Source organism: Mycobacterium parmense, from assembly GCF_010730575.1.
GTDB lineage: Bacteria > Actinomycetota > Actinomycetes > Mycobacteriales > Mycobacteriaceae > Mycobacterium > Mycobacterium parmense.
The window spans coordinates 4,565,949-4,589,302 of record NZ_AP022614.1 but is presented as its reverse complement, the minus strand read 5'-3'; the positions used below and the strand labels follow the sequence as shown (position 1 = coordinate 4,589,302).

The window sequence follows — 23,354 nt, the reverse complement described above, 5'->3', positions numbered from 1 at the left end:
GTGCGCGCGGCGTCTACAGGCCCGCCAGGGCCAGCAGGTGCTCGGTTTCGGGGCCGCGGACCAGCGGCGCGGCCAGCAGCGGATCCGTGGGGCCCAGGCCGAAGGAGGGGCAGTCCTTGGCGACCACGCACACCCCGCACGCGGGCTTGCGGGCGTGACACACCCGCCGGCCGTGGAAGATCACGCGATGGCTCAGCATTGTCCACTCGCGGCGTTCGATCAGCGCACCGACCGCGTGCTCGATCTTGACCGGGTCCTCGGCGGTGGTCCAGCGCCAGCGCTGCACCAACCGCTTGAAGTGGGTGTCGACGGTGATTCCCGGAACGCCGAAGGCGTTGCCCAGGATGACGTTGGCGGTCTTGCGCCCCACCCCGGGCAGCGTCACCAGCTCGTCCAGGGTCGACGGCACCTCGCCGCCGAACCGTTCGACGAGCGCCTGCCCGAGCCCGATGAGCGACGTGGCCTTGTTGCGGAAGAAACCCGTGGGATGGATGAGGTTCTCCAGTTCGGCGCGGTCGGCTTGCGCGTAGTCCAGCGCCGACCGGTACCGCTTGAACAGCGCCGGCGTCGTCAGGTTGACCCGCTTGTCGGTGCTCTGGGCCGACAGGATGGTGGCCACCGTGAGCTCGAGCGGCGTGGTGAAGTCCAGTTCACAGTGCGCGTCCGGAAAGGCTTGCGCGAGCGCGCGATTCATCCGGCGCGCCCGTCGCACCAGGCCGGTCGGGGTTTCCTCGGACCAGCGCCGGGCGAGGTCGTCGACGGGCCGGGCCGGTGCCGCTTTCGAACGCCTGGACGACTTCGCCGCTGTCACCTACGACAGAGTACTGATTTCGTAATCTCGCCGAGACCCCGTGTTGATGCAAGGACCTGTTTACTTCCCTTGTGTCATGGTTGCTCGTGGCCTGCGTTCCGGGGCTACTCATGCTTGCGGCGCTCGGTCTGGGCCGGTTGGAAACAGACCTTGTCCGCGACGCCGCGTCGAGCGGCGTGGACGAGTTCGTCGACGGCGCACGCGCTGTCGACGTTCGCGAGCTGGCCCGTGAAGGCATGCCCGAGGCGGTGGAATACCTGCACCGGTGCGAGGCCCGGCGCGGGCCCGAAGCCCTGCCGGCCGGCCGACACGCCGCCCCGAGCTACGCCGCGCCGCTGTTTGCCACCGATTTCGCCGCCCTGGACGAGCCGCGGTTGCCGACGCGAAACCGCAGCTATTCGCCCATGAATCCGCAATTTAACGGGACTCGGGACGTCAATCGTGTGTAGCGTGGCACGTTGGACACATTGGGCTTACCTCTAGACTTACGTCACACGAGCACGGGGTTGGCCTGCTCGAATCACATAATTCGAAAGCTGAAGAGGCAAAGTGGACGAGATCCTGGCAAGGGCAGGAATCTTCCAAGGGGTTGAGCCCGGCGCAGTCGCCGCACTGACCAAACAACTTCAACCCGTCGACTTCCCACGCGGACACACGGTATTCGCCGAGGGTGAGCCGGGCGACCGGTTGTACATCATTGTCTCGGGCAAGGTGAAGATCGGCCGCCGTTCGCCCGACGGCCGCGAGAACCTGCTCACCATCATGGGCCCGTCGGACATGTTCGGCGAGCTCTCGATCTTCGACCCGGGCCCCCGGACGTCCAGCGCGACCACGATCACCGAGGTGCGGGCGGTGTCCATGGACCGCGACGCCCTGCGCGCGTGGATCGCCGATCGTCCCGAGATCGCCGAGCAGCTGCTGCGGGTGCTGGCCCGCCGCTTGCGCCGCACCAACAACAACCTGGCCGACCTCATCTTCACCGACGTGCCGGGCCGGGTCGCCAAGCAGCTGCTGCAGCTGGCCCAGCGCTTCGGCACGCAGGAAGGTGGCGCGATGCGCGTCACCCACGACCTCACGCAGGAGGAGATCGCCCAGCTGGTGGGCGCTTCGCGCGAGACGGTCAACAAGGCGCTGGCCGATTTCGCCCACCGCGGCTGGATCCGCCTGGAGGGCAAGAGCGTGCTGATCTCGGACTCCGAACGGCTGGCCCGCCGAGCGCGTTGAGCGGCTGGCCCGCCGAGCGCGTTGGGCGCGCGCCGGCCCTCGAGCGCGCGTGTCTGCACGGCGACACGCCGCATACGGGGTACATCTGAGCGCGCTCGCCGGGGCCGCTAGCTGCGCAGGTAGTTCAGCTGCGCCTGCACGGACCATTCGGCCGCATCCCAGAGCTCCTCGTCGACGTCGACATAGACGTGTTCGACGATCTGGCGGGCGGAGGCGTCGTCGCCCAGATCGCGCAGCGCCGCCCGCACCTGCGCGAGGCGTTCGTGGCGGTGGGTGAGATATCCCGACGCGACGGCGCTCAGATCCGGCAGTTCGGGTCCGTGCCCGGGCAGCACGGTCCGCCGGCCCAGACCGCGCAGCCGCTGCAACGACTCGAGATAGTCGGCCAGGCTCCCGTCCTCTCTGTCGATGACGGTCGTGCCGCGACCCAGCACGGTGTCCGCGGTGAGCACGGCGTCGTCGAGCACGAACGACAACGAGTCGGCGGTGTGGCCGGGCGTCGACAGCACCGTGATCTTCAGCCCCGCGGCGTCGATGACCTCGCCGTCGATCAGCTCGGCGGAAAACCCGCGCAGGAACCCGCTGCCCGCCGAGCGGACCGGCGCGCCGGTCCGCTCGACCAGTTTGTCGATGCCGTCGGTGTGGTCGCCGTGCCGATGGCTGATCAGCACCAGCGCCACACGACCGACCGCGGCGAGCAGGTCGAGGTGCTCGTCGTCGTCGGGCCCCGGGTCGACGATCACCACCTCGTCGCTGCGCGGCCCCCGCAGCACCCAGGTGTTGGTTCCCTCCAGGGTCAGCAGCCCGGGGTTGTCGGCCAGCAGCACCGAGGCCGTGCTAGTGACCGCCCGCAGCCGGCGGTATGCGGGGTGGGTCAGCGACTCGGGAGCCTCGGTCACGGCCGTGCGCCGACCTCCACGATCAGCTCGACCTCCACCGGCGCGTCCAGCGGCAGCTCGGACACCCCGACCGCCGAACGCGCGTGCGCGCCAACGTCGCCGAAGACCTCTGCCAGCAGTTCCGACGCCCCGTTGACGACGGCGGGCTGGCCGTTGAATCCGGGGGCGGACGCGACGAAGCCGACGACTTTGACCACCCGGGTCACCGCGTCGATTCCCACCACGGAGTCGACCGCCGCCAGCGCGTTGAGCGCGCAGATCCGCGCCATCGCCTTGGCCTCGTCGGGGCTGACGTCCGCGCCGACCTTGCCGGTGCCCACCAGACTCCCGGCCTGCATCGGCAGCTGACCTGCCGTGTAGACCAGGTTGCCGGTCCGGACGGCCGGCACGTACGCGGCCAGCGGCGCGACGACGTCCGGAAGCGCGAGATTGAGCTGCCCGAGCCGTTCGGATGCACCCATCCAGACCGCCCCGCTACTTGGGGCGCTTCAAATAGGCGACGTGCTGCTCGCCGGTGGGACCGGGCAGCACGGAGACCAGCTCCCAGCCGTCGGCGCCCCACTGGTCGAGGATCTGCTTGGTGGCGTGCGTCAGCAGCGGGACGGTGACGTACTCCCACGCGGTCGGTTGGCTCATGGGGCCGAGCTTATCGCCCGCGCATGAGCGCCTCTGGCCTGCCCAGGGGCCATATCGCGCTCGGGCTAGCATGCGATGGTGGCAAACACATCTAGCGGCGGCGGTCTCGTCGGCTGGCCGGCGCGCCTGTCGAAGGCCCGTCTACATTTCGTGACGGGCAAGGGCGGCACGGGTAAGTCGACGGTCGCGGCTGCGCTGGCGCTGACCCTGGCGGCGGGCGGGCGCAAGGTTCTGCTTGTGGAAGTCGAAGGGCGCCAAGGGATTGCGCAGCTGTTCGACGTGCCGCCGCTGCCGTACGAGGAGCTCAAGATCGCCACCGCCGAGCGGGGCGGCCAGGTGAACGCGCTGGCCATCGACATCGAGGCCGCGTTCCTGGAATACCTCGACATGTTCTACAACCTCGGCATCGCGGGCCGGGCCATGCGCCGCATCGGCGCCATCGAGTTCGCGACCACCATCGCCCCCGGTCTGCGCGACGTGCTGCTCACCGGAAAGATCAAGGAGTCGGTGGTGCGCGTCGACAAGAACCGGCTCCCCGTGTATGACGCGGTGGTTGTCGACGCGCCACCCACCGGGCGGATCGCGCGCTTCCTGGATGTCACCAAAGCCGTGTCCGACCTGGCCAAAGGCGGGCCGGTGCACTCGCAGAGCGAGGGCGTGGTGAAGCTGCTGCACTCCGATCAGACCGCCATTCACCTGGTGACGCTGCTGGAGGCGTTGCCCGTTCAGGAGACGCTGGAGGCCATCGAGGAGCTCGCGGAGATGGAGCTGCCCATCGGCAGCGTCATCGTGAACCGCAACATCCCGGCGTTCCTGGAGCCCGGTGACCTGGCCAAGGCCGCCGAGGGTGACGTCGACGTGGACTCGGTGCGGGCCGGGTTGAAGATGGCCGGCATCGCACTCGACGACACCGATTTCGCCGGCCTGCTGACCGAAACCATCCAGCACGCAACGCGAATGGCCGCGCGCGCCGAGACGGCCCAGCAACTCGACGCGTTGCACGTGCCGCGCCTGGAGCTGCCGGCGATCTCCGACGGTGTCGACCTCGGGAGCCTCTACGAACTATCCGATTCGCTTGCCCAACAGGGGGTCCGATGAGCACCGCGCCGAAAGCTCTTGACATGGCGGCCATTTTGGCCGACACCGCCAACCGTGTGGTGGTGTGCTGCGGCGCCGGCGGTGTGGGCAAGACCACCACCGCGGCCGCGATCGCGTTGCGCGCGGCCGAATACGGCCGCCACGTTTGCGTTTTGACGATCGACCCCGCCAAGCGCCTGGCCCAGGCGCTTGGCGTCAACGACCTCGGCAACACACCGCAGCGGGTGCCCTTGGCTCCAGAGGTGACCGGTGAGCTGCACGCGATGATGCTCGACATGCGCCGGACATTCGACGAGATGGTGGTCCAGTACTCCGGGACCGGCCGGGCGCAGGCGATTCTGGACAACCAGTTCTACCAGACGGTGGCCAGCTCGCTCGCCGGCACGCAGGAGTACATGGCGATGGAGAAGCTGGGTCAGCTGCTCGCCGAGGACCGGTGGGACCTGGTGGTGGTGGACACCCCGCCGTCGCGCAACGCGCTGGACTTCTTGGACGCGCCGAAGCGGTTGGGCAGCTTCATGGACAGCCGCCTGTGGCGGCTACTGCTGGCGCCGGGGCGCGGCATCGGCAGATTGGTAACCGGCGCAATGGGTTTGGCGATGAAGGCGATGTCCACCGTGCTCGGTTCCCAGATGCTGGGCGACGCGGCGGCGTTCGTGCAGTCACTGGATGCGACGTTCGGTGGCTTCCGCGAGAAGGCCGATCGCACCTACGCGTTGCTGAAAAGACGTGGCACCCAGTTCGTTGTCGTGTCGGCGGCCGAGCCCGACGCACTGCGCGAGGCGGCGTTCTTCGTCGACCGGCTGTCCCAGGAGGGGATGCCGCTGGCGGGGCTCGTCTTGAACCGCACCCATCCGATGCTGTGCGCGCTGCCCGCCGAGCGGGCCATCGACGGCAGCGAAACACTGGATGCGAGCACGGATTCCGAAGCCGCTCCGCTGACCTCCGCGATGCTGCGGATTCACGCCGACCGCGCTCAGACGGCCCGACGAGAGATCAGGCTGCTGTCCCGGTTCACCGGCGCGCACCCGCACGTGCCGGTCGTCGGGGTGCCGTCGCTGCCGTTCGACGTTTCGGATCTCGAGGCGCTGCGTGCGCTCGCCGACCAGATCACTTCGGTCGGCGCCGAAGCGTCCCGCGCAGCGGGACGCTGAGAAGCCGGCCCATCGGCAGAAGTCGGCGCCGAAGCGTCCCGCGCAGCGGGACGCTGAGAAGCCGGCCCATCGGCAGAAGTCGGCGCCGAGGCGTCCCGCGCAGCGGGACGCTGAGAAGCCGGCCGGACGAAACGCCGTTCGTCACAAGCCAATAAGCGACACCGCTCCCGATCGGCGCTGATCAAGGGAGCTGCGGCTGTAACAGAAAAGTAATGACGGACTACGGCGACGTCGTGGAATCCTTCGCGACCGGCCCCCCGGCACATGGTCGCGATTCAGACTATCCGACGCCGCGGCCCCTCTTCTTGTCGAAGAAGTCGGCCCACGAGACCACCTCGGGGTGCTGCTTGAGCAGGGCCCTGCGCTGCCGCTCGGTCATGCCGCCCCAGACTCCGAATTCGACCTTGTTGTCCAATGCGTCCGCGCCGCACTCCTGCATCACCGGGCAGTGCCGGCAGATGACCGCGGCCTTGCGCTGCGCTGCGCCTCGGACGAACAGCTCGTCCGGGTCCGTGGTACGGCAGAGTGCCTGGGAAACCCAGGCGATGCGGTCTTCAGAATCCACGCTGCGTAGAAAGCCTGGTTGAGCCGCGTTGTTTGTCCTACGCGCGGCAGGCCGTGATCCTGACACGTGTCGTTCCCTTCCTCCCGGCCGCTTGTCAGCGACCGCCCTCCTCGGGTGCAGACCCCAGCTGCGATCTACGCCACACTGTGCACTTCGGTGTTATCTGAATCTCACCGTGTGTATAAGTTAGGTGGTCAGGTGCCAATTGCGCAACAGTCTGATAACGCTTTTTTTGGGACGCCCGTGCAGTCTGTAGAGAGAAGACTAAGACCCAACGCGGTCGAGCGCATCTCGACCTGGTAACCGAGTGATGACGGAACCACTAATTTCTGCAACCTCGATAGTACGGCGGCGCGCGGCGGCGGCGGAAGAGATCCGAGAACTCGCAGCGTGGCGGGGTGTTCCGGGGCCGCTAATCTGGTAGCCATGTCAGACCGCCCGCCGGCCGCCCTCACCGTCCTCAAGCTCGTGGGGTGCTGTCTACTGGCCAGCGTCCTGGCCACCGCGCTGCTGTTCCCGCTGGCAGGCGGGTTCGGGTTGATGTCGAATCGCGCGTCCGAGGTCGTGGCCAACGGCTCGGCGCAGCTCCTGCAGGGCGAGGTGCCCGCGGTGTCGACCATGGTCGACGCGAAGGGCAACACCATCGCCTGGCTGTATTCCCAGCGCCGGTTCGAGGTGCCCGGCGACAAGATCGCCAACACCATGAAGCTGGCGATCGTCTCGATCGAGGACAAGCGGTTCGCCGAACACAACGGGGTGGACTGGAAAGGCACCCTGACCGGCCTGGCGGGCTACGCGCGCGGCGACGTCGACACCCGGGGCGGTTCGACGATCGAGCAGCAGTACATCAAGAACTACCAGCTGCTGGTCACCGCGAAGACCGACGCGGAGAAGCGGGCCGCCGTGGAGACCACCCCGGCGCGCAAGCTGCGCGAGATCCGCATGGCGCTCACGCTGGACAAAACCTTCACCAAACCCGAGATCTTGACCCGGTATCTGAACCTGGTGTCCTTCGGTAACGGTTCGTTCGGCGTGCAGGACGCGGCGCAGACGTACTTCGGCGTCAACGCCTCGGAGCTGAACTGGCAGCAGGCGGCGCTGCTGGCCGGCATGGTGCAGTCGACCAGCGCCCTGAACCCCTACACCAACCCCGACGGCGCGCTGGCCCGCCGCAACGTGGTCCTGGACACGATGATCGAGAACATCCCGCAGGAGGAAGATGCGCTGCGGGCCGCCAAGGCGACGCCGCTGGGCGTGCTGCCGCAGCCCAACGAATTGCCCCGCGGCTGCATCGCGGCCGGCGACCGCGCCTTCTTCTGCGACTACGTCCAGGAGTACCTGTCGCGTGCGGGCATCAGTAAGGAACAGGTGGCCCGGGGCGGCTACCTGATCCGCACCACGCTGGACCCGGACGTGCAGATTCCCGTCAAGACGGCGATCGACAAGTTCGCCAGCCCGACGCTGGCGGGCATCTCCAGCGTCATGAGCGTGATCAGGCCGGGCAAGGACTCCCACAAGGTGATGGCGATGGCCAGCAACCGCACCTACGGCCTGGACACCGACGCCGGCCAGACGATGCGCCCCCAACCGTTCTCGCTGGTCGGAGACGGCGCGGGATCGGTCTTCAAGATCTTCACCACCGCTGCGGCGCTGGACATGGGCATGGGCACCAACGCCACGCTCGAGGTCCCGAGCCGGTTCCAGGCCAAGGGGATGGGAAGCGGTGGCGCCAAGGGGTGCCCGAAGGACTACTGGTGCGTGGTCAACGCCGGTAACTACCGGGGCTCGATGAACGTGACCGACGCGCTGGCCACCTCGCCCAACACCGCGTTCGCCAAACTGATCCAGCAGGTGGGGGTGACGCGCACCGTGGACATGGCCATCAAGCTGGGCCTGCGTTCCTACGCGGATCCCGGCACGGCCAGGACCTACAACCCGGACAGCAACGAGAGCCTCGCCGACTTCGTCAAGCGGCAGAACATCGGATCCTTCACCCTCGGGCCCATCGAGGTCAACGCGCTGGAGCTGTCGAACGTCGCGGCAACGCTGGCCAGCGGCGGCGTGTGGTGCCCGCCGAACCCGATCGACAAGCTCTACGACCGGCACGGCAACGAGGTCGCGGTCACCACCGAGACGTGCGATCAGGTGGTGCCCGAGGGGCTGGCCAACACCCTGGCCAATGCGATGAGCAAGGACGCGCTGGGCGGGGGCACCGCGGCGGGTTCGGCGAGCGCCGCGGGCTGGGACCTTCCGGTGTCCGGTAAGACGGGGACCACCGAGGCGCACCGCTCGTCGGGCTTCGTGGGATTCACCAGCCACTACGCGGCGGCGAACTACATCTACGACGACTCCCCCAACCCGACCGACCTGTGCTCGTCGCCGCTGCGGCACTGCGGCGACGGTGACCTCTACGGCGGCAACGAACCTGCCCGCACCTGGTTCACGGCGATGAAGCCGATCGCCACCAACTTCGGGCCGGTGGTACTGCCGCCGACCGACCCGCGCTACGTCGACGGCTCACCGGCCTCCCGGGTCCCCAGCGTCGCGGGCCTGAAGGTGGATGCCGCGCGCCAGCGGCTCAAAGACGCCGGCTTCCAGGTCGCCGACCAGACCAACTCGGTCAACAGCAGCGCGGAATTGGGCGAGGTGGTCGGGACGACGCCGAGCGGCCAGACCATTCCGGGGTCCATCGTCACGATCCAGGTCAGCAACGGCATCCCGCCGGCGCCGCCTCCGCCGCCGGAAGGCGCTCCGCCGCCGATGGGATCGCAGGTCGTGGAGATTCCCGGGCTGCCGCCGATCACCATCCCGCTGCTGGCGCCTCCCCCTCCGCCGGGACAGCCGCCCCCGTAGGGCCCGAAGACACTGTGGCGCAGGAAATACGCTGCGATGCGGCCGCTATTTCGCGAGCGGCAGTAGGCTTCCTGCATGGCTAACGTTCTGCCCGCCTTGATTCGCACCGGCGCTGTTGCGGTCGGCTCGACCGCCGCCGGGATCGGTTACGCCTCGATCGTCGAGCGCAACGCGTTCGTCCTGCGCGAGATCACCATGCCGGTCCTCTCGCCGGGGTCCACACCGCTGCGGGTGCTGCACATCAGTGATCTGCACATGACGCCCAACCAGCGCCGCAAACAGGCCTGGTTGCGCGAGCTGGCCAACTGGGAACCCGACCTGGTGGTGAACACCGGCGACAACCTGGCGCACCCCAAGGCGGTGCCCGCGGTGGTGCAGACCCTGGGCGACCTATTGTCGCGACCGGGGGTGTTCGTCTTCGGCAGCAACGACTACTTCGGTCCCCGGCTGAAGAACCCGCTGAACTACGTGACCAACCCGTCGCACCGGGTCCGCGGCGAACCGCTGCCGTGGCAGGACCTGCGGGCGGCGTTCACCGAACGCGGGTGGCTGGACCTGACCCACACCCGCCGCGAGTTCGAGGTGGCCGGCCTGCATATCGCCGCCGCGGGCGTGGACGACCCGCACATCAACCGCGACCGCTACGACGCGATCTCCGGGCCTGCGAGCCCGGCCGCCAACCTGCGGCTGGGACTGACGCACTCGCCGGAGCCGCGGGTGCTGGACCGCTTCGCCGCCGACGGCTACCAGCTGGTGATGGCCGGCCACACCCACGGCGGGCAGGTGTGCCTGCCGTTCTACGGCGCCCTGGTGACCAATTGCGGGCTGGACCGGTCCCGCGCCAAGGGGCCGTCGCGCTGGGGCGCGAACATGGCGCTGCACGTCTCCGCCGGGCTGGGCACCTCGCCGTTCGCCCCGGTCCGCTTCTGCTGCCGGCCCGAGGCGACCCTGCTGACGTTGATCGCCGCCCCGATGGGCGACCGGGATGCGACCAGCGACCTGAGCCGTTCGCAGCCAACAGCTTCCGTGCGTTGACCGGCGGGGCGCGGATCGCGGTCCGTAGCCGTTCGCGTCACTGGACCGACAACGCGATCCGGCTGATCCAGGCCGACGCCCGTCGCAGCGCCGACACCCACCTGCTGCGCTACCCGCTGCCATCGGCCTGGAGCACCACCAGCCCCGACGCTCACGTCGCGTTGTACCTCAAAGACGAGACGACGCACATCACCGGCAGCCTCAAGCACCGGCTGGCGCGCTCGCTGTTCCTGTATGCGCTGTGCAACGGGTGGATCGGCGAGGGCACCACGGTGGTCGAGGCGTCCTCCGGCTCGACGGCGGTGTCGGAGGCCTACTTCGCGGCCATGCTGGGCCTGCCGTTCATCGCCGTGATGCCGGCGGCCACCAGCTCGTCGAAGGTGGCGCTGATCGAAGCCCAGGGCGGCCGCTGCCATTTCGTGCAGAACTCCAGCGAGGTCTACGCGGAGGCCGAGCGCCTCGCCCACGAAACCGGGGGGCATTACCTCGATCAGTTCACCAACGCCGAACGCGCCACCGACTGGCGGGGCAACAACAACATCGCCGAGTCGATCTACGAGCAGATGCGCGACGAGCGACATCCGGTCCCGGAATGGATCGTGGTGGGCGCGGGCACCGGGGGAACCAGCGCGACGATCGGCCGGTATATCCGCTACAAGCGGCACGCGACCCGGTTGTGCGTCGTCGACCCGGAGAACTCGGCGTTTTTCCCCGCCTACGCCTCAGGTCGGAACGACCTAGACCACCTTGTGATGCCCGTGTCGTCGCGCATCGAGGGTATCGGCCGGCCGCGGGTGGAACCGTCGTTTCTGCCCGGCGTGGTCGACCGGATGGTGGCGGTGCCCGACGCGGCGTCCATCGCCGCCGCCCGCCACGTCAGCGCCGTGCTGGGCCGGCGGGTGGGGCCGTCGACGGGCACCAACCTGTGGGGTGCGTTCGGCCTGCTCGCGGAGCTGGTGGCCGAGGGGCGCAGCGGATCGGTGGTCACCCTGCTCGCCGACAGCGGTGACCGCTATGCCGACACCTACTTCAGCGACGAGTGGGTGGGCGCGCAGGGACTCGACCCGACCGGCCCCGCCGAGGCGCTGGTGGAGTTCGAGCGTTCGTGCGTCTGGAAGTGACCCGCCACATCGCGATTTGGTCAGCCGCCAGGCCGGTGCGATAGGCTGTCGAAGCTTCAAGCGGGGTGTGGCGCAGCTTGGTAGCGCGCTTCGTTCGGGACGAAGAGGCCGTGGGTTCGAATCCCGCCACCCCGACTTCGGTGGATGGCCGGCCGGCGGCGGCTATGCGCAGCGCTGCGGGTCGGCCTCGCACAGCGGCATCGCTCCGCGGAAGCGAGACCGGTGTGTCGCGACCCACCGGTAGACGGCGTCCTGCACGGCGCCGACACCTGGCAGCCGGTAGACCCGCAGGGGCAGCGGGGTGCCGAGCGCCGCGGCCAGGGCCGCGTTCATGGCGTGCGCGCCGGAGAAGATTTCGCCGGACGAGTCCAACCACCACGCCGATTCGCGCAGTCGGTCGGCCCGCACCGCGATCCGGTCGGCGATTTCGGGGCTCTGGAACGGCTCGATCGTCAGGGCGCCGGTGCGATCCCACCGGGCCAGTCGGTTGACGGCCCGCGTGCACATCCCGCAACGCCCGTCGAAAGCGAGGGTGCCGCTCATCAACCCAGTCTACGGCCGGGCCGGCGGGCGGCGACCTACGCGCAGTCGGCGCAGACCGAGAGACCGGAGCCGGAGCGGCGCTGGCGGCTGCGGTGCTGCACCAAAAAGCAACTCGGGCAAGTGAACTCGTCGGACCGTTGCGGAATCACGGTCACCGTCAGCTCCTCGGCGGACAGGTCCGCGCCGGGCAACTCGAAGAAGTTGAGGTCATTGGGGTCCTCGTCGATGACCACCGTGGCCGAACCCTGCAGGGTCGGCGCCAGGTCCCGCAGCGGGGACTTGTCCTGGTCGATGTCGGTCACACGGCGTGCGTCATAGTCGCTCACGGTCGCCATGGGAGTTCCTTCCTCTCAGAGCCTCTCGAAGGCGGGTTGACGCACTTCCCTAGTAGTCACCCGTGGCGCAGGCATTACCCCGTTCGGATGCTGACTACACGCATCCGAGCGAAAAAAAGTTCATCGAAGTCAAGATTGGGCCGCCCGCCCGAAAACCGCGGGTGGTGCGGTGCAACGCCGGGGGTCAGAGGGCCGGGGAAGGCCGGGGATCAGTGGGCGCAGCGAGGACCCGGTTGGGTCGCCGCTTCCTCGCGCAGCAACCACGCAACCCCGACGCACGGCGCCGCCACGCCGACCACCAGGGCCGCGAGGGCCACGCCCGGGTGCCCGGCCGTCAACGCAACCAGGCCGACGACCACCCCGATCGCCCAGACCGCCGCGGCCACGACGCCGGAGAGGCGGACACCCTGGGCACGGGGGAGATTCTGAGAACAGCCGCCGACGGGCTCGTAGCGTACGAGGTCGTCCGCCGGCAGCAACGTACTTGACACAACGGACATGCCGTATTGGTACCCGGTCGCCGCTGATGGCTAAACACGCCGCGTCCGCCGGGCGTGGCTGCCGGCAAATCGAACCGATCAGCTGCTGGCCGGCGGCGGGGAGCTCTCTCCTCGTGAAAAGGACTGCGCAGCAAGCCATTCGATGACGGACGGGACGTCGGTCGGCAGACCGAGGGGCTACCCGAGTACCCGGGACGGGGTTTGCACACCTGAGCGCGAGACCCGGACGGCGGTTGCCCGCCGCGTGCAACCGCAAAACTCGTCCGGCCGCCCGGTGTCAGGGTGCGCCGGCGTGGGTATGCCGCCCAGATGTCACAGATGTCTCAGAAGCCGTTGCGATCGCGCACGGGTGTCGGGCACAGGAGTGTCCGCTGAGTCCCGGCGGCGGCAAGCCCGCTGTCCTGTTCGACGTCGACGGAACGCTCATCGACTCCAACTATCTGCACGTCTACGCATGGCAACGCGCGTTCCACGACGAAGGCATCCGCGTGGGCGCCTGGAAGATCCACCGCTGCATCGGCATGGACGGCTCCCGGCTGGTGAGCGCGTTGTCCGGCGACGCCCCCGATGAGGTTGCCGAGCGGCTCAGCGATGCGCACAGCCGCTACTACCGTGAGCTCATACCGCTGCTGGCGCCGTTGCCGGGTGCGCGGGAGTTGCTGCGCAGGGTGGCCGATCTGGGGTTGCAGGTGGTCCTGGCGACGTCGGCACCCGAGGACGAGCTCGAGGCCCTGCTCAAGGCGCTCGACTGCGACGACGTCATCTCCGAAACGACGTCGTCGCGCGACGTCGACACCGCCAAACCCGAGCCCGGCATCGTTGAGGTGGCGCTGGACCGGGCGGGCGTGGACGCCGCCCATGCCGTCTTCGTCGGCGACGCCGTGTGGGACGCCCACGCCGCGGCCGGCGCGGGTTTACCGTGCATCGGGGTGCTCAGCGGCGGCATCGCCCGTGCCGAACTGCAGGCCGCCGGGGCGGCACCCCTCTTCGACGACGCCCAGGATCTGCTCGAGAACCTGGACTCGACCAGCATCGGCGCACTGGCCGCCAAGCGCTAAACCTGGCGTCACATCCCGCGGGTGCGCAGCGCCAGCGGCAGTGCCCACCAGCAGAACGTGAACAACGCCAGCGCGCACGCCCCCGCGATCAGCGCCGCGTCGCTTCCCGACACCGCCGCGAAGACGATGATCGTGACCCCGGTCAGTGCCATACCGAGCAGGCCGAGTCCGGCGTAGGCGCATCGGTGCGCGGCCGACACCAGCACGTGAACGCGATGGCGCCGGAACAGCAGCCGGTGCATGGCCACCGGGGCGATCAGCAACACCGTCGCGCCCACCGAGCAGGCGACCGTCGCCAGGTACACGGTCCGCATGGGCGAGTCGAGCACGTCGAACCGCTGCTGGAAAGGCAGCGTCAGCAGGAACCCGGTGAGCAGTTGCACGCCGGTTTGCACCACCCGCAGTTCCTGCAGCAGGCTGTTCCAATTACGGTCCAGCCGTTGGATTTCCGTTTCACCACGCTGCCGCCGGTCCCACTGCTGGTCGTCTTCGGGGCGATCGACATCCATGACTATCATCATCGCACCACGGAGTACTCGGAAGTCGTCAAACAGGCTTGCGCTGCACCGGTTTGGAATGCGTTCGCGCGTTCCGGGCGAACAGGGGCTACTGGCCGGGGTTGTCGTCGCGCACGCCGGTCAGCGCATCGTCCAGCGTCGAATACAGCGGGAAGGTCTTGTCCAGCCCGGTCAGGTGGATGGGCCGCCGCGTGGCCGGACCGCGGGCGACCACTCCGAAACCCGCGGCCGTGCCGAGATTCTCGTAGGTGGCGGCCAGGATCTTCAGCCCTACCGAACCGAGGAACTCCACGGCGGACAGATCGATGACCAGGGCCGTCGGACTCTCCGCGACAACCGTACCGATCGCCTGTTCGAGCGCGGGAGCGGTCACCAGATCGATTTCGCCGCTGACACTGACCACCGACACTCCGTCGTGGTCCTCAACCAACGTAGTAATCGAATCAGGAGCTGACAATGGCAATCCTTCGTCTCGGCCTCGAGCGTGCTGCAAGCCTAGCCTGCCACGCCGAACTGCGAGAAGAATAAGCCCTAGGCACCTGCCAGGCGACCACCCGGGCTAGTCTCGCAAAAGGATGGGCCACCGCGGGAGCGCGACGCGTATTCGGGAGGCCTCGGGAGGCCATATGTCAGTTTCGCCCGTCAGATATCAGGGCCGGCTGCCCAACCGCCCGGCGTGCACGGTCGCCGCGTCCGCGCTTGTGGCCGGCGTCGACGAAGCCGAGCGCCTGCTGGGCTACGGGGCCGGCCGTACCGGCGGACAAACCGGGTGAGCGGGACGACCGCGAGCGATTCATGCCGGTACCAATCCTGAAGCAGGGTGCGATCCCTTTCCGAGCCGACCTACCGGCACAACATAAGTCGACGATCGGGCGCGGCGATGGCGGCTGACATCGTCATCGACATCAACACCTCCGACGACATCGTCGCGGCGCGCCAAGCCGGACATCAACTCGCCCTCGATCTCGGGTTCTCGATGACCGACGTCACCATGATCGCCACCGCGATCTCCGAGGTCGCGCGAAACATCACCAGCTACGCCGGTCGCGGCGCCGTCCGGGTCGCCGTGGCCGACCGCGAGGGCCGCAAGTGCCTGGTGGTGCGCGCCGAGGACAACGGCCCCGGTATCGCCGACGTCGGCCGTGCGCTCGAGGACGGCTATTCGACCGGTCGCGGCCTCGGGATGGGCCTGCCCGGCGCCCGGCGCCTGATGGACCGGCTGATCGTCGACTCCACGCTCGGCAAGGGCACGGTGGTCGAGATGTGGAAGTGGGTGCCGCCCGGTGCCTGAGAACGCCCGTTTCGGGCCCATCCCCGGAACGGTTCCGACACAGTCGATTCCGGCTCGCGCCGGCGATTTGCGTTTGAAGAATGCCAAGCAGAGCGACGACGCCGTCGTGCCTGCGGCGCCGCGCCCCCCGGGATCCTCGGCATGACGCAGACAGACGACTTCCTCGCCGACTATGTGGGCGCACTGCGCACCTTTCTGCAGGCGCGCGGCGAGGACACCCTGGCCGTCGGCCAGGAGCTCGGGCGGCGGGCCCTGCAGGAACGTATCAGCGTGCTCGACATCGTCGAGCATCACTTCCTGCTGGTGCGCGAGCTGGCGGCGAAGTCCGCCGTGGACAGGCCGGCGGCCCTGGAGTTCCTGTTGCAGACGCTGGCCCCGCTCGACGTCGCGACCCGCGGGTTCCTCGATGGCGCGCGGCGCTACGAGGAACAGCGGGCCCGCGCCGAGGATCTCGCCGATCGGGACCGATTTCGCACCGCCTTGGTGAATTCGCTGCAAGAGGGCTTCTTCGTCGCCGACCACGAAGGATCGGTGGTCGACATGAACAGCGCCTTCGCCGAGATCCTCGGCTATCCCGCCGAGGGCCTGCCCTACCGGTGGCCACACCCGTGGTTGGTGGACACAAGCGCCGCGCGGCAACAACAACTGCTGGTCCGAAGCGTCGGGGCCACCACCTACGAGACACCGATCCGGCACCGCGACGGTCACCTGGCGTGGGTGACGGTCAGCATCAACGCGGTCAACGAGGCGGCGGGCGAACGCGACGTATACGTGGGGACGGTCCGCGACGTCACCGCCGAACGGGCCTTCGCCGCCCGCGAGAGCGCGGTGCTGCGACTGGCCACCGCGGTGGCCGTCGCCAAGAGCGTGGACGAGCTGCTGGCGATCACGCTCGACGAGTGCAGCACGACGATCGACGTGCAGCGCGTGATCGCGGTGTCCTGGCCGGGCGGCGAAGGAGAGCCGGCGGTCCAGGTGGCGGGCGAGCCTGCCGAAACACGGTGGCACACTCTCGAGTCCTGGTTGCGCGACGTCTTCGCCGACGCGCGTCACCAGTTGCCGCTGACCGCCCGGACGGTCGAGCGGCCCGATGCCCCCGGCAAGGCACAGGGACTGGTCGCGGTGCTCTCGGGTGCGGGCGATCTGGCGCTATGGCTGCAGCTGCGCTCCCCGCGCTGGGTGAGCGCCGAAGACCGGCTGCTGATCACGGTGCTCGTCGGGCACCTCAGTCTGGCCATGCAGCACGTCCGCCAGTTCGAGAGCGCCCGCGAGACGTCACTGACGCTGCAGCGCGCGATGCTGCCGCCGCTGCAGCCGCCACCGGGTTTCGCCGTGCGTTACGAGCCCGCGGTGCCACCCCTGGAGATCGGCGGCGACTGGTATGACGTGCTGCCGATCGGGGAGCACCGCATCGGCATCGTGGTCGGCGACTGCGTCGGCCGCGGCCTGCCCGCGGCGGCGATCATGGGGCAACTACGCAGCTCCGCGCGGGCGTTGCTGATCAACGGCGCACAGCCCGCCGTTCTGCTCGAGCAGCTCGACTCGGCGGCATCGCTCATCCCGAACGCCTATTGCACCACCGTCTTTCTGGCCATCCTGGACACCGGGTCCGGCGTCTTGCAGTACAGCAACGCGGGCCACATGCCGGCCGTCCTCGCCGGGCCCGAGCCCGGGGTCACCACCCTGTTGACCGACGCCTCGTCGGTGCCGCTGGCCGTGCGCCGCAACCGGCCGCGCCCGCAAACCACCCGGGTGCTGCCGCCCGGCTGCACGCTGATGGTGTTCACCGACGGACTGGTCGAACGCAAACGCGAGTCCATCGATGACGGGATCGACCGCGCCGCAGCCGTTCTGGTCAAGACCCAGACGATGCCGCTGGATGCGGTCGCGGACACCATGCTTCGCGAGTTGTCGCCGCCGGCCGGCTACGATGACGACGTGGCGATGGTGATCTACCGGCACCGGCGGACGCCACTGCACATCGAAAGCGACGCGCGCGCAGAGCAATTGGTGATGGTCCGGCATCGGCTCGCCGCATGGCTGCGGGCCAACGAGGTGCCCGAGGAGTTGGCCGCCGACGTCGTGCTGGTCGTGAGCGAGGCGTGCACCAACTGTGTCGAACACGCGTACGCGAGCCGTGCCGCCGGGACAATGGTGCTGGACGCCGAGATCGGCGGCGGCGAGGTGCGCGCGCGAATCGCCGACTTCGGCTCGTGGAAAAAGCCCGCCGAGCACCCGGGCAACAGCGGGCGCGGGCTGTTGCTGATCAGAGCGATCAGCGATGCCCTGGAAATCGACCGCGCCGCGACCGGGACCACCGCGCACGTCAGCTTCCGGCTGCCCACGCCGGCGGCCCGGTCTGGCAAGTAGCAAGCGTCCGCGCCGTTTGCGGCCCCGGCGTGGCGGGTAGACATCGGCGTGACCCGAGCATCCACCACGGTCGAACCCGTCCTGCCGGCGGCGCACGGCCCGTTGTCGACAGCCGTTCGGCAGGCACTGGCCGCGCCGTCCTCACGAGACCAGCTCGTCCGCAGCGGCACGTCCGTGCGCGACTCCGATCCCTACGGCCTGGATCTGCAGTTGGCGCTGTGCATGTGCTACGAGCTGCACTACCGCGGGTTCGCCGGGGTCGACCCCGCCTGGGAGTGGAATCCGGCGTTGCTGGCATTGCGTGCCGAACTGGAGCGGGTCTTCCTGGCGGGTGTGCGCCGCGACGTCGGCCCCATCGAGCCCGACCGGACGGCGGCCGCGGAGATGGACGCGATCTCGGTCGAGCCCGCCGACGGCACGGGTCCGTCATACCACCTGCGCGACAACGGAACCTGGGAGCAGATGCGCGAACTGTTCGTGCACCGCTCGGTGTACCACCTCAAAGAGGGCGACCCACACGCCTGGGCCATCCCGCGCCTGCTGGGCGGGGCCAAAGCGGCCTTCGTCGCCGTGGAGTTCGACGAGTACGGCGCCGGGCAACCGCAGCGCCTGCACCAGCAGCTGTTCGCCGACCTGATGGTCGCAGCCGGCCTCGACCCGACCTACCTGCACTACGTCGACGCCGTCGCGGCCGAGTCGTTGGCGGCGGTCAATCTCATGTCGATGTTCGGGCTGCACCGGTCGTTGCGCGCGGCGGCAATAGGGCACTTCGCGTCGACGGAGATCACCTCGCCGCCGGGGTCGCGCCGCTTCGTCGTCGCGCTGCGGCGGATGCGGGCGCCGCAGGAGTGCGTGCGGTTCTACAGCGAGCACGTCGAGGCCGATGCGGTGCACGAGCAGGTGGTCCGCACCGCGGTCGTCGGCGACCTCGTCGCGCGGGAGCCGCACCTCGACCGCGACGTGGTGTTCGGGATCCGCGCGCACGCGGCGGTGGAAAACCGGCTGGCCGAACGCCTCATGGCGTCGTGGGAGCAGGGTCAGAGCTCGCTGCGCAAGCCGCTGGACTAGCGGGCTTCCCGCTCGATTCGATCGCCGAGACGTTCCGGCGCCGCCGAGACGTTGCGGCAGCGCCGATGGCTGGTGTCGCACAACGGGTAGTCGTCGCTGCGCCGGCAGGTGCAGATCGCCACCATGAAACGGTCGGACTCGACGACGTCGCCGTCGGGCATCTCGATGCGGACCGGGCCCGAAACCAGTACGGGCCCGTTCGGCACCACTTGCACCCGGGTGGCGCTCATCTCTTGTCCGCCCGGATCACCACCAGCTCCTCCTCCCGGCGCCCACGGGGGATCAGGCCGACCTCTTCGAGCCAGCGGGCCCGCGCCCTCAGCACGGGTCCGAACGGGATCCATTTGCTGGCAATGACTTCGGCGTCCATGCCGGCCCACTTCAGCGTGTCCAGCGACTGCCGCACACCGGCAAGCGCCGAATGGACCAGCAGCAGGGTGCCGCCGTCGCACAACAGCTTCGGGGCCGCCTCGCACAGCGGGTCCAACACCATGCGGCCGTCGGGCCCGGCGTTCCAGGCCCACGACGGCCCGGCCGCCGGGTGGATCATGTCGGTGTCGTCGGCGGGCGGGGTCGGCACGTAAGGCGGGTTCGACACCACGACGTCGAACGGCGCCAGCTCCAGAGCTTCGATCCAGGTTCCCCGACGCACGTCGACCAGCCGGCCGGCGACGGCGGCATTGCCCCGTGAGCAGTCGACCGCGTGTGGGCAGATGTCGAAGGCCGTGACTCCGGCGGCTCCCAGCTCGGCGGCGGCGATGGCCACGAAGCCGCTTCCCGTACACAGGTCGAGGACGCGCCGTCCGGGGATGAGCGCGCTCTGGTGCATCGCGTCCACAAGTAAACGGGAGTCCTCTTGCGGCTGATACACGTTGCGCGCGGCGGACACCGCGGGGTCGGGATAAATGGTTGTCACTATTGGCCTTTCGACGGATCGCCGCAGCGATCTCCGACTGCGCCTGACTGATGCCCGCAAACCGGTGCATTCAAACCGACCAGCCCAGAAACGTTTGCGGCTAACCCGCGGGGGCGTGGGCTAACTGCTCGATGATCGTCGCGCAGAACGCGTCGAGGTCCGACGGCGAGCGGCTGGTGATCAGGTTTCCGTCGACCACCACCTCTTCGTCGACGACGTCGGCGCCGGCGTTACGAAGGTCGGTGCGGATGCTGGGATACGAGGTGAGCCTTCGCCCTTTGGCCACCCCCGCTTCCACCAGGGTCCAGGGGCCGTGACAGATCGCGGCGACCGGCTTGCCGGAGTCGACGAAGTCGCGCACGAACGCCACGGCGGAGTCGTCCAGGCGGAGCTTGTCGGGGTTCACCGTGCCGCCGGGCAGCACCAGGCCGTCGTAGTCGCCGACCGCCGAGGCCGACACCGCACGGTCCACGGCGAACGTGCCCGCCGGTTCGAGATCATGGTTGCGGGCCTGGATTTCGCCCTTCTCGAGCGAAAGGAGCTCGACCCGGGCGCCGGCGTCTTCCAGCGCCGCCCGTGGTCGCTCGAGCTCCACCTTCTCCACACCGTCGGCGGCCAAGAACGCGATCTTCTTGCCTTGCAAAGTATTCGACATCGCTGATCTTCCTTTACGGTTAGCCGGGCGGCCGCCTTATCGGCCGGACCCGTTGCCGGTGGTCCGCAACGCGGTGTACAGGTCGAGACCGCCGATGCCGGCGAGCAGCGCGGCCGAGATCAAGCCCCGCCGGCGCCGGCCGCGGCCGCGCGCGGCCACCCCGGCCGCCAGCAGCGCGACATCGAGGACGTCGCCGGCCACCCTCGTCCACACCAGCTTCTGGGGACCGCCCAACAGTGCTGCGCCATGGCCGCATTCGCGAAGACCCAGCCCGCGGATGATGTTGCGCGACCGGGTGGTGTCGTCGACACCCGCCACCGCCGCGACCTTGTGGGGTGCGACCAACTCCGCCAATCCCAGCCCTACGCTGGCTCCCCCGAGCGTCTTCACCAACGTTGCGGTGCTGGTGCTTGGCTCCGTCATCCTCGACTCCCCGCTCCGCCCCGGCGAGGGGCCCCTCAATAACCGCTGTGCCGCACCCGCTTTTGAATTTCTGCGCCTGGACCGACGGTGTCGACCGCCGATGCGCGATGGTGCCCGGATACCCGTGCGGGCAGCACCCAAACGTCGGGCTCAGTTTGCTGCCGAGCGCAGCGCCTCCAGCAAGGGCTCGGCGGCCTCCTTGAGAAACCTCTCCTGAGTCTGTCCGCCGATCTGGACCAGCGCGATGTCGGTGAACCCGGCTTCCCAGTACGGCCGGACGGCCTCGACGATGGCGTCGAGGTCCGGGCCGCAGGGGATGGTCTCGGCCACATCCTCGGGTCGCACGAACTGCGTCGCGCCGGCGAATCCGGCCGGCGTCGGCAGGTCGGCGTTGACCTTCCACCCCCCGGCGAACCAGCGGAACTGGTCGTGGGCGCGCTGCATCGCGGCGTCGCGGTCCGGGTCCCAGGACACTGGTATCTGCCCGACGACGCGGCCGGCCTGGCCGTCGTTGGCCACCTGGCGGGCGGCGTGCCACGCGTCGACCAGTTCCTTGTCCGGTTCGACGGCGACGAAGTGGTCGGCGAGCTTGACGAATTTGTCGATGGCCCTCTCTCCGCCGATCGCCACCGCGATGCCGACGGGGACCTCGGGAACGTCCCACAGCCGGGCAGAGTCGACCTGGTAGTACTCCCCCCGCCAGTCCACCAGCTCGCCGCTGAACAGCTCGCGGATGATCTCGATGGCCTCGCGCAGCATCTCCTGCCGGCGCGCCACGGTGGGCCAGCCCTTGCCGACGACGTGTTCGTTGAGGTTCTCGCCGCTGCCCAGGCCCAGGGTGAACCGGCCGTCGGCGAGAATCTGCAGCGTGGCGGCCTGCTGGGCGACCACGGCCGGGTGGTACCGCATCGTCGGGCAGGTCACGTAGGTGTAGAGGTCCACCCGGCGGGTGGCGTGCGCCACCGCACCGAGGACCGTCCAGGCGTTGGGCGCGTGCCCCTGCGAGGTCAGCCACGGCGAGAAGTGATCGCTGCACACTTCGAAGTCGAATCCGCGCTCTTCGGCCGAAACCGCGTAGGAGACAAGGTCTTTGGGACCACTCTGCTCGGTCATCAGCGTGTAGCCGAAATTGGTCATAGGCGCATACGTACCCTGGTGCGGGCGGTGCAAAACGGGCGACCCCGTAAGGGGCTCAGCCCGCGGTGGTGATCGAGTCGCCGGTGATGCCGGCCGACCGGCGGGCCGCGAGCCTGCGCTTCTGCGGCTCGATCGTGTAACGCGGGTGGCGGGCCGATTCCTTACCCGCCTCGAACACGCCGAACCGGGTCAGGGCCGACGCCGTCGCCAGCGCCAGGCCGGACACCACCGCGACCCCGCGGTTGCGACCGCCGAGCAGCGTCCCCAGCCCGCCGGCGATCACCAGTCGTTCGCTGTAGCGCAGCATGTGGCCCGGGCGGCCGTGATGGAGCGGTTCGGCGGCCACCGGGTCCATCCGCCGTTCCATCACCCTCGTCGCCACCAGGTCACCCAGCACGCCCAGGACGGCCAGCACGCGGGCCGGGCCCGCCTCGGCCACCGGCGTGGTGACCATCGCCAGCCCCGACGCCGCCAGGCTCGCCGAGCTGACGAACACGAACGGCAGGTCCTCGTGGGCGGCGTTCCAGGTCGGGATGGCGGTGTCGGCCAGCAGCACCGCGGTGTAGACGGCCAGCGGCGCCGCGAGCACCGCGGCCTCCAGCCCGGCCGGGCCCTCCACGCCGCGCAGGACCGGGCGCAACGGGCCCAACGGGAGCCGGCTGCCGGTCATCCGGTCGATCTCCGAGGCGGCGGCGACCGACAGGCCGGCGCTGTAGGCGCTCAGGATCCAGGAGCCCAGGTTCATCGGCGACGTCGGCTTGAATGTGCGCAGCATGTTCAGGAAGCGCTCCGGCCGGCCCAGGTCCTTGACCAGGGCGGCCAGGCTCAGCAGCACCGCCACGAACCCGGTCAGGCGGGTGTTGCGGCGCAATGCCTCCCGACCGGTGAGCTGCGCGCCGGCGGCCAGCAGACCGGAGCCGCCCGCCACGCCGCCCAGGAACAGGTAGGCGCCCACCTCGGCCTCCCACGGTGGGGGCTTGATCACCGGACGCCCGTAATAGGAGCTGAACTCGGCCTCGGGGACCATCGGCATCTCACGTGAGCCGTCGTTTCTGCCGCCCCGGCGGCCGGACCGCCTGCGGCCGCGGCGCCGGCCGCCCTCGGGCTCGGGCGGGCGCAGGCTGTCGTATTCGGAGGTGCTCAC

The 23,354-nt window shown here is 69.2% G+C and carries 28 protein-coding genes and 1 tRNA gene; 13 read left to right on the top strand and 16 right to left on the bottom strand.

Going from position 1 to position 23,354, the window contains the following annotated elements; translation table 11 throughout:
• Positions 1-13: 13 nt before the first annotated feature.
• Positions 14-694, bottom strand: coding sequence for an endonuclease III (gene nth / locus G6N48_RS21255; protein WP_139825764.1), 681 nt, complete (start codon positions 692-694; stop codon positions 14-16).
• Positions 695-867: 173 nt separating this feature from the next.
• On the opposite strand from nth, the gene G6N48_RS21250 reads away from it, so the two are divergent.
• Together G6N48_RS21250 and crp are read left to right on the top strand one after the other, a co-directional pair.
• Complete coding sequence (locus tag G6N48_RS21250) at positions 868-1,260, top strand: hypothetical protein (RefSeq protein WP_085269132.1); 393 nt, start codon at positions 868-870, stop codon at positions 1,258-1,260.
• 100 nt (positions 1,261-1,360) lie between these two features.
• Positions 1,361-2,035, top strand: coding sequence for a cAMP-activated global transcriptional regulator CRP (crp, locus tag G6N48_RS21245; protein WP_044508824.1), 675 nt, complete (start codon positions 1,361-1,363; stop codon positions 2,033-2,035).
• A gap of 107 nt (positions 2,036-2,142) precedes the next feature.
• On the opposite strand, the gene G6N48_RS21240 is transcribed toward crp, so the two are convergent.
• Genes G6N48_RS21240 through G6N48_RS21230 form a run of 3 tightly spaced genes read right to left on the bottom strand, consistent with a single transcriptional unit; the run spans position 2,143 to position 3,570 of the window.
• Positions 2,143-2,934 carry an MBL fold metallo-hydrolase gene (locus tag G6N48_RS21240; RefSeq protein ID WP_085269131.1) on the bottom strand — a complete coding sequence of 264 codons (792 nt, stop codon included), beginning with the start codon at positions 2,932-2,934 and terminating at the stop codon, positions 2,143-2,145.
• Positions 2,931-3,395, bottom strand: coding sequence for a RidA family protein (locus tag G6N48_RS21235; RefSeq protein WP_085269130.1), 465 nt, complete (start codon positions 3,393-3,395; stop codon positions 2,931-2,933). Before G6N48_RS21235 ends, G6N48_RS21240 begins: the two co-directional genes overlap by 4 nt.
• 13 nt (positions 3,396-3,408) lie before the next feature.
• Entirely contained in the window at positions 3,409-3,570 is a 162-nt protein-coding gene (locus G6N48_RS21230; protein WP_007166633.1) for a DUF4177 domain-containing protein, read from the bottom strand.
• Between the two features lie 75 nt (positions 3,571-3,645).
• Here G6N48_RS21230 and G6N48_RS21225 point away from each other — a divergent pair, with 75 nt between their 5' ends.
• Both G6N48_RS21225 and G6N48_RS21220 read left to right on the top strand, forming a co-directional pair.
• Positions 3,646-4,668, top strand: coding sequence for an ArsA-related P-loop ATPase (locus G6N48_RS21225; RefSeq protein WP_085269129.1), 1,023 nt, complete (start codon positions 3,646-3,648; stop codon positions 4,666-4,668).
• Positions 4,665-5,822: an ArsA family ATPase gene (locus G6N48_RS21220; protein WP_085269128.1), complete on the top strand. Its 1,158-nt coding sequence runs from the start codon at positions 4,665-4,667 to the stop codon at positions 5,820-5,822. Before G6N48_RS21225 ends, G6N48_RS21220 begins: the two co-directional genes overlap by 4 nt.
• Positions 5,823-6,102: 280 nt before the next feature.
• Here the strand turns inward: G6N48_RS21220 and G6N48_RS21215 are convergent, their stop codons facing one another.
• Positions 6,103-6,453, bottom strand: coding sequence for a WhiB family transcriptional regulator (locus G6N48_RS21215; protein ID WP_085269127.1), 351 nt, complete (start codon positions 6,451-6,453; stop codon positions 6,103-6,105).
• Between the two features lie 360 nt (positions 6,454-6,813).
• Between G6N48_RS21215 and ponA2 the strand changes: the two genes are divergently transcribed.
• The 4 genes from ponA2 (at position 6,814) to G6N48_RS21195 (ending at position 11,531) form a co-directional block, all read left to right on the top strand.
• Positions 6,814-9,240 carry a transglycosylase/D,D-transpeptidase PonA2 gene (gene ponA2, locus G6N48_RS21210; protein WP_085269126.1) on the top strand — a complete coding sequence of 809 codons (2,427 nt, stop codon included), beginning with the start codon at positions 6,814-6,816 and terminating at the stop codon, positions 9,238-9,240.
• Between the two features lie 75 nt (positions 9,241-9,315).
• A complete protein-coding gene (locus G6N48_RS21205; protein ID WP_085269125.1) occupies positions 9,316-10,275 on the top strand; it encodes a metallophosphoesterase in 960 nt (319 codons plus the stop codon).
• The gene (gene cds1, locus G6N48_RS21200) at positions 10,272-11,396 is read left to right on the top strand and encodes an L-cysteine desulfhydrase Cds1 (protein ID WP_085269124.1); all 1,125 of its coding nucleotides are present in this window, start codon (positions 10,272-10,274) and stop codon (positions 11,394-11,396) included. The genes G6N48_RS21205 and cds1 overlap by 4 nt, the downstream gene beginning before the upstream one ends.
• Before the next feature lie 61 nt (positions 11,397-11,457).
• Positions 11,458-11,531 (top strand) — tRNA-Pro (locus tag G6N48_RS21195).
• Between the two features lie 27 nt (positions 11,532-11,558).
• Here G6N48_RS21195 and G6N48_RS21190 read toward each other — a convergent pair.
• From G6N48_RS21190 to G6N48_RS21180, 3 genes are all read right to left on the bottom strand, one after another.
• On the bottom strand, positions 11,559-11,939 hold the full coding sequence (locus G6N48_RS21190; RefSeq protein WP_085269123.1) for a thiol-disulfide oxidoreductase DCC family protein: 381 nt from the start codon (positions 11,937-11,939) through the stop codon (positions 11,559-11,561).
• 35 nt (positions 11,940-11,974) lie between these two features.
• Complete coding sequence (locus G6N48_RS21185) at positions 11,975-12,274, bottom strand: DUF4193 domain-containing protein (protein ID WP_085269122.1); 300 nt, start codon at positions 12,272-12,274, stop codon at positions 11,975-11,977.
• Between the two features lie 209 nt (positions 12,275-12,483).
• A complete protein-coding gene (locus tag G6N48_RS21180) occupies positions 12,484-12,774 on the bottom strand; it encodes a hypothetical protein (protein ID WP_139825759.1) in 291 nt (96 codons plus the stop codon).
• A 371-nt stretch (positions 12,775-13,145) separates the two neighbouring features.
• Between G6N48_RS21180 and G6N48_RS21175 the strand changes: the two genes are divergently transcribed.
• The gene (locus G6N48_RS21175; RefSeq protein ID WP_085269153.1) at positions 13,146-13,832 is read left to right on the top strand and encodes an HAD family hydrolase; all 687 of its coding nucleotides are present in this window, start codon (positions 13,146-13,148) and stop codon (positions 13,830-13,832) included.
• 8 nt (positions 13,833-13,840) lie between these two features.
• On the opposite strand, the gene G6N48_RS21170 is transcribed toward G6N48_RS21175, so the two are convergent.
• On the bottom strand, positions 13,841-14,341 hold the full coding sequence (locus G6N48_RS21170; protein WP_085269154.1) for a DUF6328 family protein: 501 nt from the start codon (positions 14,339-14,341) through the stop codon (positions 13,841-13,843).
• Positions 14,342-14,438: 97 nt separating this feature from the next.
• On the bottom strand, positions 14,439-14,807 hold the full coding sequence (locus G6N48_RS21165; protein ID WP_139825758.1) for an STAS domain-containing protein: 369 nt from the start codon (positions 14,805-14,807) through the stop codon (positions 14,439-14,441).
• 169 nt (positions 14,808-14,976) lie between these two features.
• Between G6N48_RS21165 and G6N48_RS21160 the strand changes: the two genes are divergently transcribed.
• The 4 genes from G6N48_RS21160 to G6N48_RS21145 all read left to right on the top strand — a co-directional run bounded on the left by G6N48_RS21160 (position 14,977) and on the right by G6N48_RS21145 (position 19,079).
• Positions 14,977-15,123, top strand: a complete 147-nt coding sequence (locus G6N48_RS21160; protein ID WP_161494209.1) for a hypothetical protein — start codon at positions 14,977-14,979, stop codon at positions 15,121-15,123.
• Between the two features lie 107 nt (positions 15,124-15,230).
• On the top strand, positions 15,231-15,641 hold the full coding sequence (locus tag G6N48_RS21155) for an anti-sigma regulatory factor (RefSeq protein ID WP_085269119.1): 411 nt from the start codon (positions 15,231-15,233) through the stop codon (positions 15,639-15,641).
• Positions 15,642-15,782: 141 nt separating this feature from the next.
• Positions 15,783-18,011 (top strand): SpoIIE family protein phosphatase, encoded by a 2,229-nt coding sequence (locus G6N48_RS21150; protein ID WP_085269118.1) that lies wholly within the window; start codon positions 15,783-15,785, stop codon positions 18,009-18,011.
• A gap of 48 nt (positions 18,012-18,059) precedes the next feature.
• A complete protein-coding gene (locus tag G6N48_RS21145; RefSeq protein ID WP_085269117.1) occupies positions 18,060-19,079 on the top strand; it encodes an iron-containing redox enzyme family protein in 1,020 nt (339 codons plus the stop codon).
• Here G6N48_RS21145 and G6N48_RS21140 read toward each other — a convergent pair.
• From G6N48_RS21140 to nrfD, 6 genes are all read right to left on the bottom strand, one after another.
• Positions 19,076-19,309 carry a CDGSH iron-sulfur domain-containing protein gene (locus tag G6N48_RS21140; protein WP_085269116.1) on the bottom strand — a complete coding sequence of 78 codons (234 nt, stop codon included), beginning with the start codon at positions 19,307-19,309 and terminating at the stop codon, positions 19,076-19,078. The two genes, G6N48_RS21145 and G6N48_RS21140, sit on opposite strands and share 4 nt — an antisense overlap.
• Positions 19,306-19,995, bottom strand: a complete 690-nt coding sequence (locus G6N48_RS21135) for a HemK2/MTQ2 family protein methyltransferase (protein ID WP_085269115.1) — start codon at positions 19,993-19,995, stop codon at positions 19,306-19,308. The genes G6N48_RS21140 and G6N48_RS21135 overlap by 4 nt, the downstream gene beginning before the upstream one ends.
• A gap of 100 nt (positions 19,996-20,095) precedes the next feature.
• Positions 20,096-20,650, bottom strand: a complete 555-nt coding sequence (locus G6N48_RS21130; RefSeq protein WP_085269114.1) for a type 1 glutamine amidotransferase domain-containing protein — start codon at positions 20,648-20,650, stop codon at positions 20,096-20,098.
• Positions 20,651-20,686: 36 nt separating this feature from the next.
• The gene (locus G6N48_RS21125) at positions 20,687-21,073 is read right to left on the bottom strand and encodes a malate dehydrogenase (protein WP_085269113.1); all 387 of its coding nucleotides are present in this window, start codon (positions 21,071-21,073) and stop codon (positions 20,687-20,689) included.
• A gap of 150 nt (positions 21,074-21,223) precedes the next feature.
• A complete protein-coding gene (locus G6N48_RS21120) occupies positions 21,224-22,210 on the bottom strand; it encodes an LLM class F420-dependent oxidoreductase (protein ID WP_085269112.1) in 987 nt (328 codons plus the stop codon).
• 55 nt (positions 22,211-22,265) lie between these two features.
• The gene (nrfD, locus tag G6N48_RS21115) at positions 22,266-23,354 is read right to left on the bottom strand and encodes an NrfD/PsrC family molybdoenzyme membrane anchor subunit (RefSeq protein WP_085269111.1); all 1,089 of its coding nucleotides are present in this window, start codon (positions 23,352-23,354) and stop codon (positions 22,266-22,268) included.

Excerpts from the sequence above, each read along its gene's own strand:
- G6N48_RS21220 (WP_085269128.1), top strand. The coding sequence starts at position 4,665 with ATGAGCACCGCGCCGAAAGCTCTTGACATGGCGGCCATTTTGGCCGAC.
- G6N48_RS21180 (WP_139825759.1), bottom strand. The coding sequence starts at position 12,774 with ATGTCCGTTGTGTCAAGTACGTTGCTGCCGGCGGACGACCTCGTACGC.
- G6N48_RS21205 (WP_085269125.1), top strand. The coding sequence starts at position 9,316 with ATGGCTAACGTTCTGCCCGCCTTGATTCGCACCGGCGCTGTTGCGGTC.
- G6N48_RS21230 (WP_007166633.1), bottom strand. The coding sequence starts at position 3,570 with ATGAGCCAACCGACCGCGTGGGAGTACGTCACCGTCCCGCTGCTGACG.
- G6N48_RS21120 (WP_085269112.1), bottom strand. The coding sequence starts at position 22,210 with ATGACCAATTTCGGCTACACGCTGATGACCGAGCAGAGTGGTCCCAAA.
- G6N48_RS21185 (WP_085269122.1), bottom strand. The coding sequence starts at position 12,274 with ATGGCGACCGTGAGCGACTATGACGCACGCCGTGTGACCGACATCGAC.
- G6N48_RS21150 (WP_085269118.1), top strand. The coding sequence starts at position 15,783 with ATGACGCAGACAGACGACTTCCTCGCCGACTATGTGGGCGCACTGCGC.
- G6N48_RS21160 (WP_161494209.1), top strand. The coding sequence starts at position 14,977 with ATGTCAGTTTCGCCCGTCAGATATCAGGGCCGGCTGCCCAACCGCCCG.
- G6N48_RS21125 (WP_085269113.1), bottom strand. The coding sequence starts at position 21,073 with ATGACGGAGCCAAGCACCAGCACCGCAACGTTGGTGAAGACGCTCGGG.
- nth (WP_139825764.1), bottom strand. The coding sequence starts at position 694 with ATGAATCGCGCGCTCGCGCAAGCCTTTCCGGACGCGCACTGTGAACTG.
- G6N48_RS21170 (WP_085269154.1), bottom strand. The coding sequence starts at position 14,341 with ATGGATGTCGATCGCCCCGAAGACGACCAGCAGTGGGACCGGCGGCAG.
- G6N48_RS21140 (WP_085269116.1), bottom strand. The coding sequence starts at position 19,309 with ATGAGCGCCACCCGGGTGCAAGTGGTGCCGAACGGGCCCGTACTGGTT.
- G6N48_RS21190 (WP_085269123.1), bottom strand. The coding sequence starts at position 11,939 with ATGAGCGGCACCCTCGCTTTCGACGGGCGTTGCGGGATGTGCACGCGG.
- G6N48_RS21155 (WP_085269119.1), top strand. The coding sequence starts at position 15,231 with ATGGCGGCTGACATCGTCATCGACATCAACACCTCCGACGACATCGTC.
- G6N48_RS21225 (WP_085269129.1), top strand. The coding sequence starts at position 3,646 with ATGGTGGCAAACACATCTAGCGGCGGCGGTCTCGTCGGCTGGCCGGCG.
- ponA2 (WP_085269126.1), top strand. The coding sequence starts at position 6,814 with ATGTCAGACCGCCCGCCGGCCGCCCTCACCGTCCTCAAGCTCGTGGGG.
- G6N48_RS21235 (WP_085269130.1), bottom strand. The coding sequence starts at position 3,395 with ATGGGTGCATCCGAACGGCTCGGGCAGCTCAATCTCGCGCTTCCGGAC.
- G6N48_RS21130 (WP_085269114.1), bottom strand. The coding sequence starts at position 20,650 with ATGTCGAATACTTTGCAAGGCAAGAAGATCGCGTTCTTGGCCGCCGAC.